Below are 16,281 nucleotides of genomic sequence, written 5' to 3'. Positions count from 1 at the left end.
TGTATAGTAATGTTCATTGGGCATGAATTCTAAGTACTTTATTTCGTGTATATCTCATTCTTTTCAAGCAGGTGAATCTATGAAGTCAAATCACAAACCGACCCAATCCTTTAAAATCGTACAGTTCTTGATGACCATCTACAGGCAGCGATTGACACGTATTCTGCTACCGTTGGCTGTACTGGCTTTTATTATATGGGAGGCCGGACGAGAACTAAATGACTTTAATCTGGCGCGTATGTTTCATGAGCTGCGGCGAATGGATGCCACGTTTCTCATCGAAATTGGCTTGTTCTCACTGGCTGCCGTGGCGGCTATGAGCGCCTACGATTACGTAATCAGGCATCATTTCAAGCTTCAGGTCAAGCCTGGGACGACATTTCGCTACGCGTGGATCTCCAATACCTTCAATAATGTCTTTGGTTTTGCAGGCTTTACAGGAGCGGGACTTCGCACCGTACTGTATAAAAAAAGCGGTGTGCCGTTAGGTGTCATCACCTCTGCCGTCGTGTTTCTTTCGCCGGTCGTCATTACCGGACTATCTTTACTGGCTTGGGGGGCCATTGTCCATTTGTATCCGGTACAGCCTGTGCTGGATGCTCATCCTTGGCTTCATTGGGCGCTGTGGGGAATGGCATTGTACCTGCCGCTATTTCTAATCATGCAGCGCTCCAAACGGTACTCCACATGGTTCAACAAGGGAGAAGGACAGCTTTCCTGGTCCACTATCTCCGCTTCCATTAGTGCTTCTCTGCTGGAATGGCTGCTGGCTGGCCTTACCTTTGCATGGATCGGCTCGCACTTGCTCCATGAACTTCCGATCCATGCTGTGTTCGGCATTTATGTGATAGCCGCGATTGCCGGATTGATCAGTCTTGCACCCGGAGGGGTGGGGGCATTCGACATCATTGCTCTGCTCGGGCTGCAAATGGCGGGAGCCAACTCAGATCGGGCACTGGCTGTGCTGCTGGTCTTTCGTATCTTTTATTACATCATCCCGTGGCTCATCGGCTTGGTATTAGCCGCGCTGGAAATGATTCCACGTAACGAGCGCCTGAATCAGCTAGCTGAGACGGGTTGGGATTATTCCCTTAATGCCTGGCAGAAGGTATGGGGCTGGCCTGGTCAATTCCGGTTTTTGGCCGATCTAGGGGTATGGGCGCTTGGTAAGCTGGTACTCATCTCCGGCGTGGTGCTTCTTTTGTCGGCAGCTACGCCCGGTCTGTTATATCGGCTACGTTTTGCTGAGCATTTGCTCAGCCTGCCCGTGATGCGCTTGTCGCATGAAATCTCGGTCATCATCGGGATAATGCTTGTCGTCCTGTCCCACGGAATCTCTCTGCGTATTCGCAGAGCATTGCGGCTGACATTGATACTGCTGCTGACAGGAGCTATTTTCACCTTCACTAAAGGGCTAGATTTTGAAGAAGCCTTATTCCTGCTGTTTGTGGCGTTAATGCTATGGATCTCACGTTCACGGTTTTATCGGGTCAGTGCTCCGCTGAATCGGCACAACATTTTAATATGGGGTGGATTATCTCTACTCGTAACCGGGGCTTATTTTATCATTGGGGCAGGCTCCAACACTCCTTTTATGCGCCATTTGCATGCCAAGGTCCATCTGGACTTTTTTATGAACCGCAGCGATTACGGAGTTACCGCCGTGTTTAGTCTAATTTTGGCATGGGTATTCCTAACGGTGTATTTCTTTCTTCGACCTCAGCGTAGCATCGCCAATTTACCCGACGAGCAAGAGCTGGATAAGCTAAAAGAATTTTTGGAACGGCAGGGTGGTAATCTCGTATCTCATATGCTTTTTTTGGGCGATAAATATCTGTATTGGACCAAAAATGAACAGGTCGTCATTCCCTATGCTCGCAGCCGGGACAAACTGATTGTATTAGGTGACCCCCTCGGTCCAAAAGAACGTGTAAGTGAAGCCATTCAGGAATTCCAACGGTTCGCAGATCGGTATGCGTTAACGGCTGTATTTTATCAGGCCTCGCCGGAGTATTTGTCCATCTATCACGAGAACGGCTATCGCTTTTTCAAACTGGGCGAGGAAGCACTGGTACCGCTGGAATCATTTACACTGACGGGCAAAAGCAATCAGGCGCTACGCAGCGCCAAAAACCGCTTTGACCGCGAAGGCTACTCGTTCGAAATCATCCAACCGCCTCTAGAGGCGTCACTGATTGAAGAAATGCGGCATGTTTCGAATATTTGGCTGGACGGGCGCAAGGAGAAGGGATATTCCCTCGGCTGGTTCAAAGAACCTTACCTTCAGTTGGCTCCAATTGCATTGCTAAAGGACTCTGAAGGGAAGGTCATCGCTTTCGCTACGATGGCCCCTGCCTACGATCATGGACGGACGGTCTCCATTGACCTGATGCGCCACTTGCCTGACACGCCAAATGGCACGATGGATTATTTATTCACACGGGTCATTGAGTGGGCCAAGGAGAGTGGATATACGACATTTAATTTGGGTATGGCACCGCTGTCCCAGGTAGGACAAAGCGAAAAGGCATTACGCGAGGAAAAGCTGGCTCGACTTGTTTTCCAATACGGGGGACATTTTTACGGTTTTCAGGGGCTTCGGCGCTTTAAGGATAAGTTCAAGCCCCAATGGGAGCCGCGCTATCTGGCCTATCCGGCTTCTGTCTTTCTACCAATCCTGACGCTGGAGCTGGTTTATCTCGTGTCCAAACGATCGGACTAAACAAAGGGCTGACAACAGGAACTTTAATAGCCTAACACAACGTATAAAAGGGTGTTCCCAACCACGAACGGTTGCAGGAACACCCTTTTATATTCACAGATCTTCTTAGAAGCTGCCTTTTACAACAACTTCAGACAATGGAAAACGTCCTGATGGACGCGCTGGCACTTGTGCCTTACCTACGCTAATAAGCATAGTTGGCAGGTAACGTGCTGGAATATTGAATTGCTCAATCAATTGTGCTGGAATGAAACCGCCCATTGCGCAAGTGTCGTAGCCCAAAGATTTAGCAGCCAGCATAATATTTTGTGCTGCAAGAGCAGAGTTCAGGATGGCTGCATCGCGAGCTACTTGCGGATTTTGGTATGCGCCGTTGATTTGACCTACCAATGCGTCACGGATTTCTGCTGGCAGTGCGCCTGCTTCTACCGCTTGATCATAAATGACGGTGTTGCGGTTCGCTTCCAAATCGCCCAATACGGCAATCGTAACGGAACTTTCCGCTACTTGACCCTGATTGTAGGCGATAGGTAGCAATTTTTGTTTGTCCGCTTCGCTTTCGATGACAAGGAATTTCCAATGTTGAAGGTTCCAAGCGGAAGGAGCTTCTATCGCTGCAGTCAAAATAGCCTCCAAATCTTCCTCTGGCAATTTAAAATCCTTAACATAGCTCTTTACCGCGTGTCTTTCACTAATAGTAGATAGAGTTTCATTTTTTGGACTGCTCGACATTCTAGGCACACTCCTAATTTCTTAATATATATCTAACTTGAATCCTCATTAACTTCCTAAACTACTGCAATTATAAAAATGATAGTGAATGATGTCAATATGTTTAAGTATGACCCTGCACTCAAAATACAGTACAATACGGATTAAGACATACATATCGGCAGATGCCTGCCGATGGGACAAGACACGGGTGAGTACATTTTGTTCTCATTTGAATTAAAAAAGGAGCGTTACTATGATTGGATCTTTTAAAAAAACGGATATTGCTTTGTTTGCCGCCTGGGTTGTAGCTTGTGTGGCAACTTTGGGCAGTCTGTATCTCAGCGAGATTTTGGGGTTTGAGCCTTGTAAGCTGTGCTGGTTTCAGCGCATTCTGATGTATCCCCTGACCCTTCTGCTCGGGATCGCCTATTTTCGAGGAGATTCGGAGATACGCCGTTATGTCATGCCGTTGGCTATCATTGGAGGCGCGATTTCAGCCTATCATTTTATCATTCAGCGCATCCATGCAGCCGCCAAAGCAGCTGCGCAAACTTCAACTTCCTGCGGCAGAGTATCCTGTGAACAGGATTACCTGAACTGGTTCGATTTTATTACCATTCCTTTTCTCGCACTGATCGCCTTTATCCTTATTATTGCAGCCATGGGTTATATCATGCGTCAGGAGAAAAAATCAGCTCAAGGAGAGGTACAAGCAAAGGAACTCGCATAAGTATGAAAGAGACCTCATTATAGGACCCATTACCACCAAGAGGCGTATAATCCGCTTGCCAGAGGAAAGACTGTAACTAAATATATCCATTGCATATGTGGTATAATGTAAAAGGTTTGCAGTCTGTCCAATAACGCTTATATTCCTTATAGAGGGGGCCAGTCCATGTTTCATATTAGCACCCCATTGCTGCAATATGGCGCAACCTTCGGTATGATCGTAATCGCTATTTCGGCTATTTTCATCCGTATGAAGACAGGTCATCGCCCGATTAATGCCAAAAAAATCATCATTCCTCCGCTCGGCATGAGCACCGGTTTTATGATGTTTGTGGTGCCGGAAGTACGGGTTCCCTGGCTTTGGGCGCTGGGCGCTTTTCTGGTCGGCTGGTTTATTTTTTCTTACCCGTTGATCCGCAGCACCAAATTTGAATTGCAAGAAGGGCTGGTTTTCGTCCAACGCTCACGTACCTTCTTTTTTATTCTGATCAGCCTGCTGATCGTCCGATTGCTGCTGCATGAATTTATTCAGCATTACATTACCATTCCGCAGACAGCAGGGCTATTTTTCATCCTGGCCTTCGGAACCTTGTTACACTGGCGGCTTCGTATGTATTTCCAATATCGTCAGTTCGTTCCGAACGAGACGGAAGTTCGCATCTGACAAATGGGTTTTTAACATGCATGCTCGCATGTTGCTGTATAGACCAAAAAGACACGTTCTCCCAACAGGAGCCGTGTCTTTTTGGTCTTTTTGGTCTTTTAGTCTATCAGGTCTACATTATGCATTCCGGGAAAAAGGAGCTACTCGATTGCGTCCCTCTGTCTTCGCAGTGTACAGCATCAGATCTGCCTGCTCGATCAGCTCTTCATGCTCACTCTGGCGTTCGGGGAGCCAGATGAATATGCCCAGACTGACTGTCATTCAACCCGTTAGTCTGTATGCTCCCGAGGGGTGCCTGCTTTTATTGCTGGGTCAAAATGATCGGACCATCTGCTGTAATGGCCAGCGTATGCTCGTATTGAGCAGACAAGCCGCCGTCCAACGTGCGTGCGGTCCAGCCGTCCGCATCAATTTTACTGCGGTATGTGCCTGTGTTGAGCATCGGCTCAATTGTAATGACCATACCCTCTTTTAAGCGTGGTCCACGATGCGGGGGTCCATAATGAGGAACTTGCGGTTGCTCATGCATTTCTTCCCCGATGCCATGCCCAATGAATTCGCGTACGACCGAGAAGCCTTCCGCTTCCGCGTAGGTTTGTATCGCATGGGAAATATCTCCGATCCGGTTACCGATAACGGCTTGCTCAATCCCTTTATACAGCGATTCCTTGGTAACATCCAGCAGCTTTTGCGCCTGCTCAGACACATTACCCACCGCATACGACCAAGCGGAATCTGCCAGCCAGCCATTCAGGTTCACAACCATGTCGATCGTCACGATGTCCCCGTCCTTCAGCGGTGTCTTATTCGGAAAGCCGTGGCAAATCACATCGTTAGGTGAGCCACAAGTTGCAAACTGGTAGCCGTTATAGCCCTTTTGCTCCGGTGTTGCGCCATGCTTCTTCATAAAGGATTCCGCAAAGGCGTCAATTTCCAGTGTCGTAATGCCTGGCTTGATCATTTTGGCAATTTCCCGGTGGCAAGCAGCCAAAATGTCTCCAGCTTTTTTCATATTTTCAATTTGTTCTTTGGTTTTAATGATAATCATTAAACGGTCTCCTTCTTTTCCGTGTTCGTTCCACTTTTCACTGTTTCTTTTTTCTGCTTCTATTGTAACGCTAAAAGCAGCGAAATGGAACCGATGTCAACTGACACCGTTTACAAGGATCTTAAACGGGGTATATAATATTCCATAACTTGTATACCAGTATGCAAAATTATTTCCAAGATAGGAGTATCCTATGAAATATCCAACAACCTGGTTACAGGGCGCATCGCTTGGGGAAAGGATTGCTTGTGAACTTCGGCTTCAGATTATACGGGGTATTCAGACGCCAGGCACTGTTCTATCTGAGAATCAGATTGCTGCCGATTTTGGTACCAGTCGTTCTCCGGTGCGTGAAGCCTTGAAGGCGCTCTCGAGCGAAGGACTGATCCGTTTGGAGCGCATGGGGGCGGTTGTCGTTGGCATGACACCCGGTGATATGGAGGAGCTATTCGATGTGCGAATGCTGATTGAGCATTTTGTTGTACAAAGGTATGTACATAGTGATAATGCCACATTGGTGACTGTTTTGAATCAGATGATTGACAAAATGGAAGTCGCTCTCAAGTACAGGGATGTCGTTGAATTTTCTCTTCAGGATTTTAATTTTCATGAGGCTCTGGTTCTGGAAGCAGGCCATACCCGTATTCTTCATACCTGGAATGGTATGAGACAGCTAATCCTGACGGTCATGTTAGCTGCGACAGAACAACGATTTGCGTCTAACATCGAAGAATCACAAGTCACGATTCACAAACATCGAACCTTTGCAAACGCTTTAAGTCAAGGGAATGCTCAGGAGTTATCGGGATTTATTGAGGATCATTACCGAGATACCCGCAACGCGGTTAACGACAGCGTCTTATCTCCCTACAGAAAGACATCGTCCTAGCCGCAACATGCGTGACAAAGAGCCGATGTACCGCGCTTCATGCGTTTCTTGCTGGCGCGGTTCTCTTTTACATTAAAGTTGTCGACAAGTATACATTTAGCTACACATATATAAATAAGGAGGCATTACTTCATGAACACATTACTCGGCTTGAGTCATAACGCGTCCCTGCTCATATGGGCGCTAGTTACCGTCATTCTTTTGATTTTGCTGATTGCCAAATTCAAATGGAATCCCTTCGTTTCACTGCTGCTTTCGTCGGTATTTCTCGGACTGGTTAACGGGATGCCGGGACATGAAGTTACTGCCTCCATCACCAAAGGGCTCGGCAGTACGCTCGGCTCCATCGCCATCGTGATCGGTTTAGGCACCATGCTCGGTAAAATGATGGCAGAATCCGGCGGTGCCGAACGCATCGCGACCACACTGATGGATCGTTTTGGTGAAAAACGCGTTCATTGGGCGATGATGATCGTAGGCTTTATCGTGGGTATTCCCGTATTTTTTGAGGTTGGTATTATTTTATTAATTCCCATTCTGTTCACGGTTGCCCGTAAAATGAATATGTCTCTGCTGAAAATCGGTATTCCGATGCTGGCAGGACTATCGACGGTACACGGCCTTTTGCCACCCCACCCGGCTCCGATGATCGCGATTGAAGCCTTTAACGCCAATATTGGACGCACGATAGGATATGCACTCATCGTGGGCATCCCATCCGCCATTATTGCAGGCCCGGTCTTCGGCGCTTGGATTGGCAAAAGAATCATGGTCAGACCTTCCGAGAGGCTGGACGAGCAGTTCAGAAATACGACGGGACGGTCGCTGCCTCCTTTTTGGATTACTCTGTTCACCATTTTATTACCTGTTATTCTAATGCTTAGCGGATCAGTCGCTGAAATCGTAGACCCGGCCAATGCACATCCGCTCACTGTATTTTTCAAATTCATTGGTGATGAGGTTATGGCATTGCTGATTGCGGCCGTGTTTTCTTTTTTCTCGCTAGGCTATGCACGTGGTCTAAAGAAAGAGGATTTGTCCCGTTTTACCAGTGAATGTCTAGCACCAACAGCCTCTATTATCTTAATTATCGGGAGCGGCGGTGCATTTAAAACGGTATTGATCGACAGCGGTGTAGGTCAGGCCATTGCAGCGGTCGCTACAGGAGCCCATATGAATGTGATTATATTTGCTTTTCTGGTCGCTGCGCTCATTCGTGTAGCCACTGGATCAGCGACAGTCGCGATGACGACAGGCTCCGGTATTGTCGCACCTGTACTGGCACTTACACCCGGCGTGAATGTCGAACTGGTCGTCCTTGCTACAGGAGCAGGGTCGCTGATCTTGTCTCATGTGAATGACGCCGGTTTTTGGATGATTAAAGAATTTTTCAATATGACGGTTCCGCAGACTCTAAAATCATGGACCGTTATGGAAACCATCCTCTCCCTGGTCGCTTTCGGTTTGATTATGCTGCTGAGTGTGTTAATTTAACGGTAATGAGCTAATAACGGTAAGTGAAGGGGAGATTAAATATGACAGACACCCGATATATGATCGGCGTCGATATCGGTACGACCAGTACCAAAGCGGTGCTTTTCGAAGAAAACGGCAATATTGCCGCCCAGCACCATGTGGGCTATCCGCTGCATACACCTGAGCCGGATGCGGCAGAACAGGACCCGGAAGATATTTTCAAAGCTGTCGTGACGACGGTGCAAGAGGTCATGAAACAAAGCGGAGTGTCAGCCGAGCATGTGCTGTTCGTCTCCTTCAGTTCGGCCATGCACAGTGTACTAGCGGTGGATAAGAACGGCAAGCCGCTGACCGCCTCCATCACTTGGGCAGATAACCGTAGCGCCAAATGGGCCGAAGCACTCAAACATGAATACAACGGACACGATCTTTACTTACGCACCGGAACGCCCATCCATCCCATGTCACCGCTAACGAAACTAATGTGGATTACACGGGATTTACCGGACATTGCGACCCAGACGTATAAATTCATTTCCATTAAGGAGTACATCTTTGCCCGGTTATTCCACCAATATGTCGTGGATCACTCGATCGCCTCTGCAACCGGACTTATGAACTTGCAGCAGCTGGACTGGGACGAGGAAGCGCTGCACCTTGCAGGTGTGACGAAGGAGCAGCTATCCGAGCTGGTGCCGACAACGCATGTGCTCAAAGGGCTGGATGCGACCTATGCGCATGACATGGGCCTACTGAAGACGACTCCTTTTGTGATCGGGGCCAGCGACGGTGTCTTGTCCAACCTCGGTGTGAATGCGATCAAACCTGGAGTTGTCGCTGTTACCATCGGCACCAGCGGAGCCATCCGTACCGTAGTTGATAAGCCGCTCACGGATGCCAAAGGGCGCTTTTTCTGTTACGCCTTGACCGAAAAGCTGTGGGTCATCGGCGGACCAGTGAACAACGGAGGTATAGTCTTCCGCTGGATCCGGGATGAATTTGCAGCCTCCGAGGTGGAAACGGCCAAGCGACTGGGACTTGATCCATATCATGTGCTGACCCAAATTGCGGAACAGGTACGTCCTGGCTCCGACGGTCTGCTCTTTCTTCCGTACTTATCCGGTGAACGTGCGCCCCTGTGGGACCCGAATGCTCGCGGCTCCTTCTTCGGTCTGTCCCTGCATCACAAAAAAGAGCATATGATCCGCGCCGCTCTAGAGGGTGTGCTGTTCAATTTGTATACCGTCATGCTCGCCATGGAAGAAGTTATCGACAGACCGTCAGTCATTCACGCCACTGGTGGATTTGCACGCTCGGAGCTATGGAGACAGCTTATGGCGGATATTTTCGATCAGGAGGTCATTATCCCCGAAAGTCTGGAAAGCTCATGTCTGGGCGCAGCTATTCTGGGCTTGTACGCACTGGGACGGATTGATTCGCTGGATGCTGTGTCCGGTATGATCGGTACCACTCACCAGCACAAACCTGTAGCAGAACACGTGGATATTTATCGCGATTTACTGCCGATTTATATCCGCATTTCACGTAAATTCGAAGAAGAATTCAAGGATATTGCAGAATTTCAGGCCAAGTCCCTACAATCTTTAAATTAGTGGAACCTGTTCTAACGCTGCTGCGTATTACCGTTTTATAAAAACCTGTCTATGTCAGTTGGGCAGGGTAAGAAGGAGGATTAGACGATGCTCAAACAATTACTGCACCGCCTGCTACATTCCACCTCTCATTCTCATAAGCGGCGATACAGCAGCTCAGACCGTTATTATGAACGTGAACGTAAACGTCATTCTTCTTCAGACGGTTACAAGAATAGCCACAATGGACACCGCTATTACAAAGATAAACGCCGTCATTACTCCAGTTCTTAGCCAAACAACAAGAAGTAGCGACGGAATAGAGCGTAACACAAGAAGCATGCCACAGGCTCCTCAAACCCAATAAAGCGAAGACCCTACTTATCTCAAGGGCCTTCGCTTTATTGTTGTGCGCCCTTCGTTATACAGGGCAACATCTGTGCATTTTACAGGAAATCGGCCAAGACCGAAATTACAGAAACAGGGTTTTAGAGATGATCACCAGCAAAATAAACAGAACCAGAATCGCTCCTACAGAGGTCCATGCTCCTACGCCGCAACCCATACCGCCTACTCCACACATATGACTCATTTACAACACTCCCTTCGCTCATTTACAGGATCATTGTATGTAGACATGGTCAAATGCGTAAGGGGGGCATTCCCCCATTTTTGCGGCGAATGCCTGTTTATTTTTAGGGACGTTATGGGTTAACCTCAAGCAGCAGCAATGCTTCCTCCAGCTCTTGCATAAACTGTCGGCTATTCTCATAACGTGGCCGAATCTGAAAAAGACGCTCCAGCATGTGACGCACAGGTGAACTCAGCTTCAATTCTTCCTGCCAGCTTCCTGGCGGTTGATCCGGTTGAGGCTCGTAACTGCTATATAGCATAAAAAGCATTAAATGTCCGACATCGTACAAATCGCTGTAGACGGCGACATCTTGTCGCTCAGGTGCACGCTTTTCCAGCATGGATTCGGTAAATACATCCTCCTGTCGCTCTCCCAACGCCAGAGCAAGACCAAAGTCGATCAGGTAAGGCTTCCCCTCACGATGAAGCACATTGGGAATGCGGATATCCCGATGGATATAGCCCCGTTCATGCACATGCAGAACTCGCCCCATTAACTCCAAAATGTAGACAACGCATTCCTGTTCTGTAAAGGAACGCTCCTGTTCAAATATAAGCTCCTCCAACGTCATGCCGGAGATGTATTCCATAACTACAACTATTCCGTTCGAATGTTTGACAATTTCGAGCAGCTTCGGAATATAGGGGTGTTCCATCTGCCGCATAATATGAGCCTCGCGCCGCAATAGCTGAACTGCCTTCGCCCGTTTGCTCGGTCTGGGCATTTTCACTGCCACCTCTTGTCCGCTGTGCCGATCCAGACAGAGGTAGGTTAGACCATAGCTCCCCATGCCTAAAAGCGAACGAACATCATAACGTCCGCTCAGTAAATCGCCAGGCTGTTTCGGATAGTCCATCCATGATTCATATGCGTTCCGCAACCAAGCAAACATATTTATATCCTTTCCTCTACATGCCGCAGCAACGTTTCTTATGCGGCTTGTTCTCGTATTCTTATATTCCGTTATTATACCATCCACGATAAAAGACCATCAGAACCGGGAAGGTCTGATGGTCTTTATCAAAAAAGATGCTGGTTATGCCTCTCTGCGTCTGCGCGGTGTCAGACCAAGCCAGGACAACAACGAACCGCGCGATTTGCGTTGCCTGCCCTGGTAGGTACGCAAATTAGTAATTAGCTGCCGGTCTCGTTCCTCGTCAACCTTTTCTTTCATCCAGCGTTTTTGATCCTCCAGTTGGTTAGACAGACTGATATTTTTTTCCACCAAACGGCTGTGTTCTGCTTCCAGCTCCTCCAAACGGCTCCGCATTTCCAATAATGCAGTTTGCACCATGTCCTGCATCTGCGCCAGTTCTTGCGGCTCTATAGACTCCTGTGTTTGCACGGATACAGGTGCTTGTTCCAATCTACATTCAATGGTTGGTTCCAAAGTCTGTAACTCTTCCTGCGCCTGTAGCTGCATGGGTTCCTCTGACAGTTCCTGAGCATTCATTTCATCCTGTAACTCTGTCAGTTCTACCGTAGCAGCTGCTTGCTCCTTTATGACCGTCTCATCCCTGCCCTCAGCCGCCGCCATTATTTCTTCCCAGGTTGCGGTTAGTGACTCAGCATCCGAGATGGGTGGCAAGCGGAATTCTTCATCCTCCATTTGAAAGGGAGCGGTCACTCTCTCAAGCACCACCTGAACCGCCTGCTCCATCGTCATATGCTGCTCACGCAACGCCCTCCGCATCACCTTCAAGCACTCAACATCCTCAGCACTGAACATCCTCGATTGATTCGCGGAACGCTGAAACACATACCCCTGCTCCTCCAGCGCCGCTGCATATTTACGAAGGGTACTCGCCCCGATTCCCAACTGTTTTGCTGCTTCCGTCGTCGATTTGCTTTCTTCCATTTAATCATTACCTCCCCGGATGGTATGGAAAGAAATAAGCTTGTATATGTAGAATTCGCGAAATCCATTGGAAATCCTTTGGCAAAAATGTTCTAATATTGCAGACTGCTAAGAACCTTTGTCATAACGGAATATTTGTAGATATACAAGAAACGACATTGCAGAGCATACTTCCGTTCAAGTATGTCCTTGAAACTCTTTAAAGAACGTCACATAAATGTCACACTTTCATTATTTTCATGGCACTATTCCTTCCATCAACATAGTTCATGTTATAATTTGCACAGAATTTACCTTAAATATAAATTGAAACATGCTCTCCTATCTTCCAGTAAAAGTATTGATAATTCACGTTCATTCTATGATTAATCCTAAAGAAACCTCTATTCACAGTTTATTTATAATTTCCCGGAATGGAGGCAAAAAAATGGATATTTTCAAAAGATCAGCAATATGTTATGTTATGTAACGTAAAATGTATTTCAGGCATAATTTGTAGCATATTAACGTTCGCTGGAACGAGGAGGCAACATAGATGAAGGGGAAGGCAAGGAAAGTAGCTATTGTCGGCGCGGGAATGGTCGGTTCGAGCTGTGCCTACTCAATGGTTAATCAGTCCATTTGTGATGAGATCATGATGATTGACCGCACGTATGATCGGGCTTTGGCCCATGCACTGGATCTGTCCCATTGTATGGATTTTACGTCCACACGTACCAAGGTGCGTGCCGGCACGTATGCAGACTGCACGGATATGGACGTTGTGATTATAACGGCTGGTGCCAACCCTAAACCGGGGCAAGACCGCCTATCTGTGCTGGACAACGCAGTGCTTATTACCAGAGAGATTGTAACAGCGATTATGGAGGGTGGCTTCGACGGTATATTCGTCATTGCCGCTAATCCTGTCGACATTGTAACGTATATGGTACAAAGTATATCCGGTCTGCCGCGCAACAAGGTGATCGGCACGGGCACCTCCATTGACTCATCCCGACTTAAGACGTTGCTTTCCGAAGTGTTTTCCATAGATCCGCGTAGCGTGCAAGGGTATGCTCTTGGGGAACATGGTGAATCCCAATTCGTTGCCTGGTCACACGTCACGATTGGCGGCAAGCCGCTCTTGCACATTTTGCGTCAGCATAAGGAACGATTCAGTCACGTCGATCTGGACGACATTGCCCGTAAAACTCGGGATGCAGGCTGGGAGATCTTCACCCGCAAAGGGGCCACTTATTTTGGTATTGCCAATGCGCTGGCGTACATTACCCGTTCCATTTTAAATGATGATGGTAAAATTATAGCGATCTCTGCTGTATTGGACGGCGAGTACGGGCACAGCGATGTCTGCACGGGCGTTCCGGCGATTATCGGCAGCAGAGGAATTCAAGAGGTCATCGAGCTAGAGCTAAGTCCGGAAGAACAAGCGAAGTTCGACGCCTCTTGCCACCTTATCAGCAATAATATCCGTGCCATTTCAGGCTTAGTGTAAACCAATAGCACAGTAAAAAACTCCTTACCCTCATTGAGGATAAGGAGTTTTTGCAGTCCCCGTATTCCGCCCTATATCTCTTTATAACGAAATACGGTCAGTCCCGCCAACGTAAATACGACAAAGCTACCTATTATAACCGTCAACAGTGTGTCAGTTGGCACCATGAACGCCCCGAAGTTGTCTCTTCCACTCGGCATCATCGCCAATAAAGGCTGTGTCCATGGATAGTACGGACCGTAGGTTTGAGAATTGGCGACCAGAATATTCGGCACGGTGAAGACGAAATTCAACGCAAGCGGTGCGGCAAAGCTGGACCACAAGAAGGACACCATCAACTGCAACGCAGCCAGCGGCAGGCAGGCTACCCAGCCTGCGAGCAAACTTTGAGCGATCACGGCCCAAGGGATTGGTCCGTTCATGTCCTGCACAGCTCCAACACCCAGCAGCGCTCCTCCAAACAGTAACTGAGTCAATCCGACCAAGGCCATAATGATGGTCAACTTGGCCGCATACAGACTGGTGCGGGACAATGGCAATGACATGAGTTGCTTCCAACCGCCGCCCCCATGCTCGAATCGGCAGACTAGAGATCCAAATACGGCGGTCAGCATCGGCATGAACAGCATGGCATGTAATGTAAGCATGGCAGTCAACAGCAACAGCCAGTTCCCTCCCGGATTCGCCAGCAAGCCAATCAAGACGGCAATCGCCGGGCTGACGAGCGCAAGCAGCCAAACGGGCGATTTGGCCATTTTCATACGTTCAACAGAAAGCAGCCGTATATATCCTCCGAACATTACGCCACATCCTTTCGGCTAAAATGGGCCGCTGTCAGCAGACTGAGGAGTATGCCCGTTCCGCACCCGACGGACGCAAACATCCATGCTTGAGGTGCAACCCATGCGAATTGCGGCCAGGCCAACGGAAACCATTCGGACAGCTGTGAAGCAAACAAGCTGCCGATGCCTAACGTAATGCCCAGTGTTACAGGCAGCACCTGATTATGGAACGTGACCGTTAACCACAACAATAATACGAGCATAGGCAGCGTGCCGCCCAAGGGCCAAAACCCGAGTCGTAGCAGTTCCCCTACGGGTGCAGGCTCTCCCCCAAAGCCAAGAATCATTCCCAACACCCAAGTCCCGACCGTCAGGAGTAGACAGGACACGCACAGCATCCCGATCGCTAGCGTCAGCTTGGCCATATAAACACTAAATTTGGAAATAGGCAAAGCCAGCAGCTGCTTCCAAGAGTTAGACGAATGTTCCACATTCGCCAGCATGGAAGCGACCATCGTAGCTCCTAATACCAGCGCAAGGGGGACAAAAATAGCGATGTTATCCATCAAGCTTTCCCATAAGCGCCCCTTGTATCGCGGAATCAGATAGTCATAGCGGAGTCCAAAGTTCAGTCCCTGCATCGCTACCAGCCCTAGGGGACCAAGAAACACCAAGAACCAGATTCCCTTTCTGCGTGCTTTGAGCAGATCCGCCGTGAGCGCTCGCAGCATCATAAGGAAGCCCCTCCTTTGCCCACTACCTGCATGAACATATCCTCCAGCGATTTGCGGCGTTCCTCCACACGGTACACGGCATGCGTATTTTCGACCAATCTTCTGACCAACAGCGCAACAGCCGCATCATTCATGTTCTCGAAATCCAGCGCCGATCCGTCCTTCACTGAATGGTAGCCCTGCTCACGCGCAATCAACTGGGCTGCATCCGGTTCCGACACTACGATCCGAATCCCGCCTGCAGATTCCTGACGGAGATTGTGAATCGTGTTTTGAAAGACCAACTCTCCTTCACGGATAATACCCACGGTATTCGCCATATGCTCTACCTCGCTCAACAGATGGCTGGATACCAGTACGGTGATCCCCCGTTGCTCGGGCATCGCCTGAATCAATGTGCGCATTTCCTGAATACCCTCCGGGTCCAAACCATTCGTAGGCTCATCCAAAATGAGTACTTCGGGATTCCCAAGCAGGGCTGCTGCAATACCCAGTCTCTGCTTCATGCCCAGCGAGTAGCCTTTGACTGGACGTTTGGCATGCTTGGTCAGTCGGACGACCTCTAACACTTCCGCAATGTTTTGCTTGGGTACATTCAAAATACGGCGAATGGCCTCCAGATTTTCAATTGCGTTCAAATGACCATAATACGAAGGATACTCCACCAACGAGCCGACTTTACGCAAAATATCGAGCTTATGTCTGCGAATATCTTTGCCGAATATACGGATCGTTCCTCGAGTTGGGCGAATAAGTCCAAGCAGCATGCGGATTGTTGTCGTTTTCCCCGCTCCATTCGGACCCAGAAATCCGTAAATATCTCCTCGAGCTATTTTCAGGTCCAGCTGATTAACCGCCGCGCGGCCTTTGTATATTTTGCTGAGACTGTTCGTTTCAATAATGTATTCGTTCAAGTTCCTCACCTCGACACCTATCGTAACGTGCCA

Annotated in this window: 17 protein-coding genes; 8 read left to right on the top strand and 9 right to left on the bottom strand. The window is 48.6% G+C overall.

Annotated features, from left to right (window positions below):
- The first annotated feature begins 79 nt into the window (after positions 1-79).
- On the top strand, positions 80-2,722 hold the full coding sequence (gene mprF / locus NLX74_RS12630) for a bifunctional lysylphosphatidylglycerol flippase/synthetase MprF (RefSeq protein WP_069290937.1): 2,643 nt from the start codon (positions 80-82) through the stop codon (positions 2,720-2,722).
- A 105-nt stretch (positions 2,723-2,827) separates the two neighbouring features.
- Here the strand turns inward: mprF and NLX74_RS12625 are convergent, their stop codons facing one another.
- Positions 2,828-3,454, bottom strand: coding sequence for a nitroreductase family protein (locus NLX74_RS12625; RefSeq protein ID WP_061831162.1), 627 nt, complete (start codon positions 3,452-3,454; stop codon positions 2,828-2,830).
- Between the two features lie 235 nt (positions 3,455-3,689).
- Between NLX74_RS12625 and NLX74_RS12620 the strand changes: the two genes are divergently transcribed.
- Complete coding sequence (locus NLX74_RS12620) at positions 3,690-4,166, top strand: disulfide oxidoreductase (protein WP_254328931.1); 477 nt, start codon at positions 3,690-3,692, stop codon at positions 4,164-4,166.
- Between the two features lie 165 nt (positions 4,167-4,331).
- Positions 4,332-4,829, top strand: coding sequence for a CcdC family protein (locus NLX74_RS12615; RefSeq protein WP_103046767.1), 498 nt, complete (start codon positions 4,332-4,334; stop codon positions 4,827-4,829).
- A 117-nt stretch (positions 4,830-4,946) separates the two neighbouring features.
- On the opposite strand, the gene NLX74_RS12610 is transcribed toward NLX74_RS12615, so the two are convergent.
- Positions 4,947-5,090 (bottom strand): diguanylate cyclase domain-containing protein, encoded by a 144-nt coding sequence (locus NLX74_RS12610; protein WP_235307062.1) that lies wholly within the window; start codon positions 5,088-5,090, stop codon positions 4,947-4,949.
- Positions 5,091-5,130: 40 nt separating this feature from the next.
- Positions 5,131-5,877 (bottom strand): type I methionyl aminopeptidase, encoded by a 747-nt coding sequence (map, locus tag NLX74_RS12605; RefSeq protein ID WP_023986734.1) that lies wholly within the window; start codon positions 5,875-5,877, stop codon positions 5,131-5,133.
- Positions 5,878-6,070: 193 nt separating this feature from the next.
- Between map and NLX74_RS12600 the strand changes: the two genes are divergently transcribed.
- From NLX74_RS12600 to NLX74_RS12585, 4 genes are all read left to right on the top strand, one after another.
- Positions 6,071-6,766: a GntR family transcriptional regulator gene (locus NLX74_RS12600; RefSeq protein ID WP_254328930.1), complete on the top strand. Its 696-nt coding sequence runs from the start codon at positions 6,071-6,073 to the stop codon at positions 6,764-6,766.
- A 132-nt stretch (positions 6,767-6,898) separates the two neighbouring features.
- Entirely contained in the window at positions 6,899-8,260 is a 1,362-nt protein-coding gene (locus NLX74_RS12595; protein ID WP_254328929.1) for a GntP family permease, read from the top strand.
- Positions 8,261-8,301: 41 nt separating this feature from the next.
- Entirely contained in the window at positions 8,302-9,855 is a 1,554-nt protein-coding gene (gene gntK, locus NLX74_RS12590; protein WP_254328928.1) for a gluconokinase, read from the top strand.
- An 87-nt stretch (positions 9,856-9,942) separates the two neighbouring features.
- Positions 9,943-10,128 (top strand): hypothetical protein, encoded by a 186-nt coding sequence (locus tag NLX74_RS12585; RefSeq protein WP_061831157.1) that lies wholly within the window; start codon positions 9,943-9,945, stop codon positions 10,126-10,128.
- A gap of 178 nt (positions 10,129-10,306) precedes the next feature.
- On the opposite strand, the gene NLX74_RS12580 is transcribed toward NLX74_RS12585, so the two are convergent.
- The 3 genes from NLX74_RS12580 to NLX74_RS12570 form a co-directional block, all read right to left on the bottom strand.
- Positions 10,307-10,426 (bottom strand): hypothetical protein, encoded by a 120-nt coding sequence (locus NLX74_RS12580; protein ID WP_013369112.1) that lies wholly within the window; start codon positions 10,424-10,426, stop codon positions 10,307-10,309.
- Positions 10,427-10,538: 112 nt separating this feature from the next.
- Positions 10,539-11,360, bottom strand: a complete 822-nt coding sequence (locus NLX74_RS12575; protein WP_254328927.1) for a serine/threonine protein kinase — start codon at positions 11,358-11,360, stop codon at positions 10,539-10,541.
- 144 nt (positions 11,361-11,504) lie between these two features.
- A complete protein-coding gene (locus tag NLX74_RS12570) occupies positions 11,505-12,326 on the bottom strand; it encodes a MerR family transcriptional regulator (RefSeq protein WP_254328926.1) in 822 nt (273 codons plus the stop codon).
- A 535-nt stretch (positions 12,327-12,861) separates the two neighbouring features.
- Here NLX74_RS12570 and NLX74_RS12565 point away from each other — a divergent pair.
- Positions 12,862-13,818: an L-lactate dehydrogenase gene (locus NLX74_RS12565; RefSeq protein WP_254328925.1), complete on the top strand. Its 957-nt coding sequence runs from the start codon at positions 12,862-12,864 to the stop codon at positions 13,816-13,818.
- Positions 13,819-13,889: 71 nt separating this feature from the next.
- On the opposite strand, the gene NLX74_RS12560 is transcribed toward NLX74_RS12565, so the two are convergent.
- Genes NLX74_RS12560 through NLX74_RS12550 form a run of 3 tightly spaced genes read right to left on the bottom strand, consistent with a single transcriptional unit; the run spans position 13,890 to position 16,248 of the window.
- Positions 13,890-14,618: an ABC transporter permease gene (locus tag NLX74_RS12560; RefSeq protein ID WP_061831153.1), complete on the bottom strand. Its 729-nt coding sequence runs from the start codon at positions 14,616-14,618 to the stop codon at positions 13,890-13,892.
- A complete protein-coding gene (locus tag NLX74_RS12555; RefSeq protein WP_254328924.1) occupies positions 14,618-15,334 on the bottom strand; it encodes an ABC transporter permease in 717 nt (238 codons plus the stop codon). Before NLX74_RS12555 ends, NLX74_RS12560 begins: the two co-directional genes overlap by 1 nt.
- Positions 15,331-16,248 (bottom strand): ABC transporter ATP-binding protein, encoded by a 918-nt coding sequence (locus NLX74_RS12550; RefSeq protein ID WP_254328923.1) that lies wholly within the window; start codon positions 16,246-16,248, stop codon positions 15,331-15,333. Before NLX74_RS12550 ends, NLX74_RS12555 begins: the two co-directional genes overlap by 4 nt.
- Positions 16,249-16,281: the final 33 nt, after the last annotated feature.

The organism is Paenibacillus sp. MZ03-122A (assembly GCF_024213325.1).
Lineage (GTDB): Bacteria > Bacillota > Bacilli > Paenibacillales > Paenibacillaceae > Paenibacillus > Paenibacillus polymyxa_B.
The sequence above is the reverse complement of the archived record's forward strand: the minus strand, read 5'-3'. Positions and strand labels throughout refer to the sequence as shown.

Coding starts and splice junctions, on each gene's coding strand:
- mprF (WP_069290937.1), top strand. CDS start 80: ATGAAGTCAAATCACAAACCGACCCAATCCTTTAAAATCGTACAGTTC.
- NLX74_RS12625 (WP_061831162.1), bottom strand. CDS start 3,454: ATGTCGAGCAGTCCAAAAAATGAAACTCTATCTACTATTAGTGAAAGA.
- NLX74_RS12620 (WP_254328931.1), top strand. CDS start 3,690: ATGATTGGATCTTTTAAAAAAACGGATATTGCTTTGTTTGCCGCCTGG.
- NLX74_RS12615 (WP_103046767.1), top strand. CDS start 4,332: ATGTTTCATATTAGCACCCCATTGCTGCAATATGGCGCAACCTTCGGT.
- NLX74_RS12610 (WP_235307062.1), bottom strand. CDS start 5,090: ATGACAGTCAGTCTGGGCATATTCATCTGGCTCCCCGAACGCCAGAGT.
- map (WP_023986734.1), bottom strand. CDS start 5,877: ATGATTATCATTAAAACCAAAGAACAAATTGAAAATATGAAAAAAGCT.
- NLX74_RS12600 (WP_254328930.1), top strand. CDS start 6,071: ATGAAATATCCAACAACCTGGTTACAGGGCGCATCGCTTGGGGAAAGG.
- NLX74_RS12595 (WP_254328929.1), top strand. CDS start 6,899: ATGAACACATTACTCGGCTTGAGTCATAACGCGTCCCTGCTCATATGG.
- gntK (WP_254328928.1), top strand. CDS start 8,302: ATGACAGACACCCGATATATGATCGGCGTCGATATCGGTACGACCAGT.
- NLX74_RS12585 (WP_061831157.1), top strand. CDS start 9,943: ATGCTCAAACAATTACTGCACCGCCTGCTACATTCCACCTCTCATTCT.
- NLX74_RS12580 (WP_013369112.1), bottom strand. CDS start 10,426: ATGAGTCATATGTGTGGAGTAGGCGGTATGGGTTGCGGCGTAGGAGCA.
- NLX74_RS12575 (WP_254328927.1), bottom strand. CDS start 11,360: ATGTTTGCTTGGTTGCGGAACGCATATGAATCATGGATGGACTATCCG.
- NLX74_RS12570 (WP_254328926.1), bottom strand. CDS start 12,326: ATGGAAGAAAGCAAATCGACGACGGAAGCAGCAAAACAGTTGGGAATC.
- NLX74_RS12565 (WP_254328925.1), top strand. CDS start 12,862: ATGAAGGGGAAGGCAAGGAAAGTAGCTATTGTCGGCGCGGGAATGGTC.
- NLX74_RS12560 (WP_061831153.1), bottom strand. CDS start 14,618: ATGTTCGGAGGATATATACGGCTGCTTTCTGTTGAACGTATGAAAATG.
- NLX74_RS12555 (WP_254328924.1), bottom strand. CDS start 15,334: ATGATGCTGCGAGCGCTCACGGCGGATCTGCTCAAAGCACGCAGAAAG.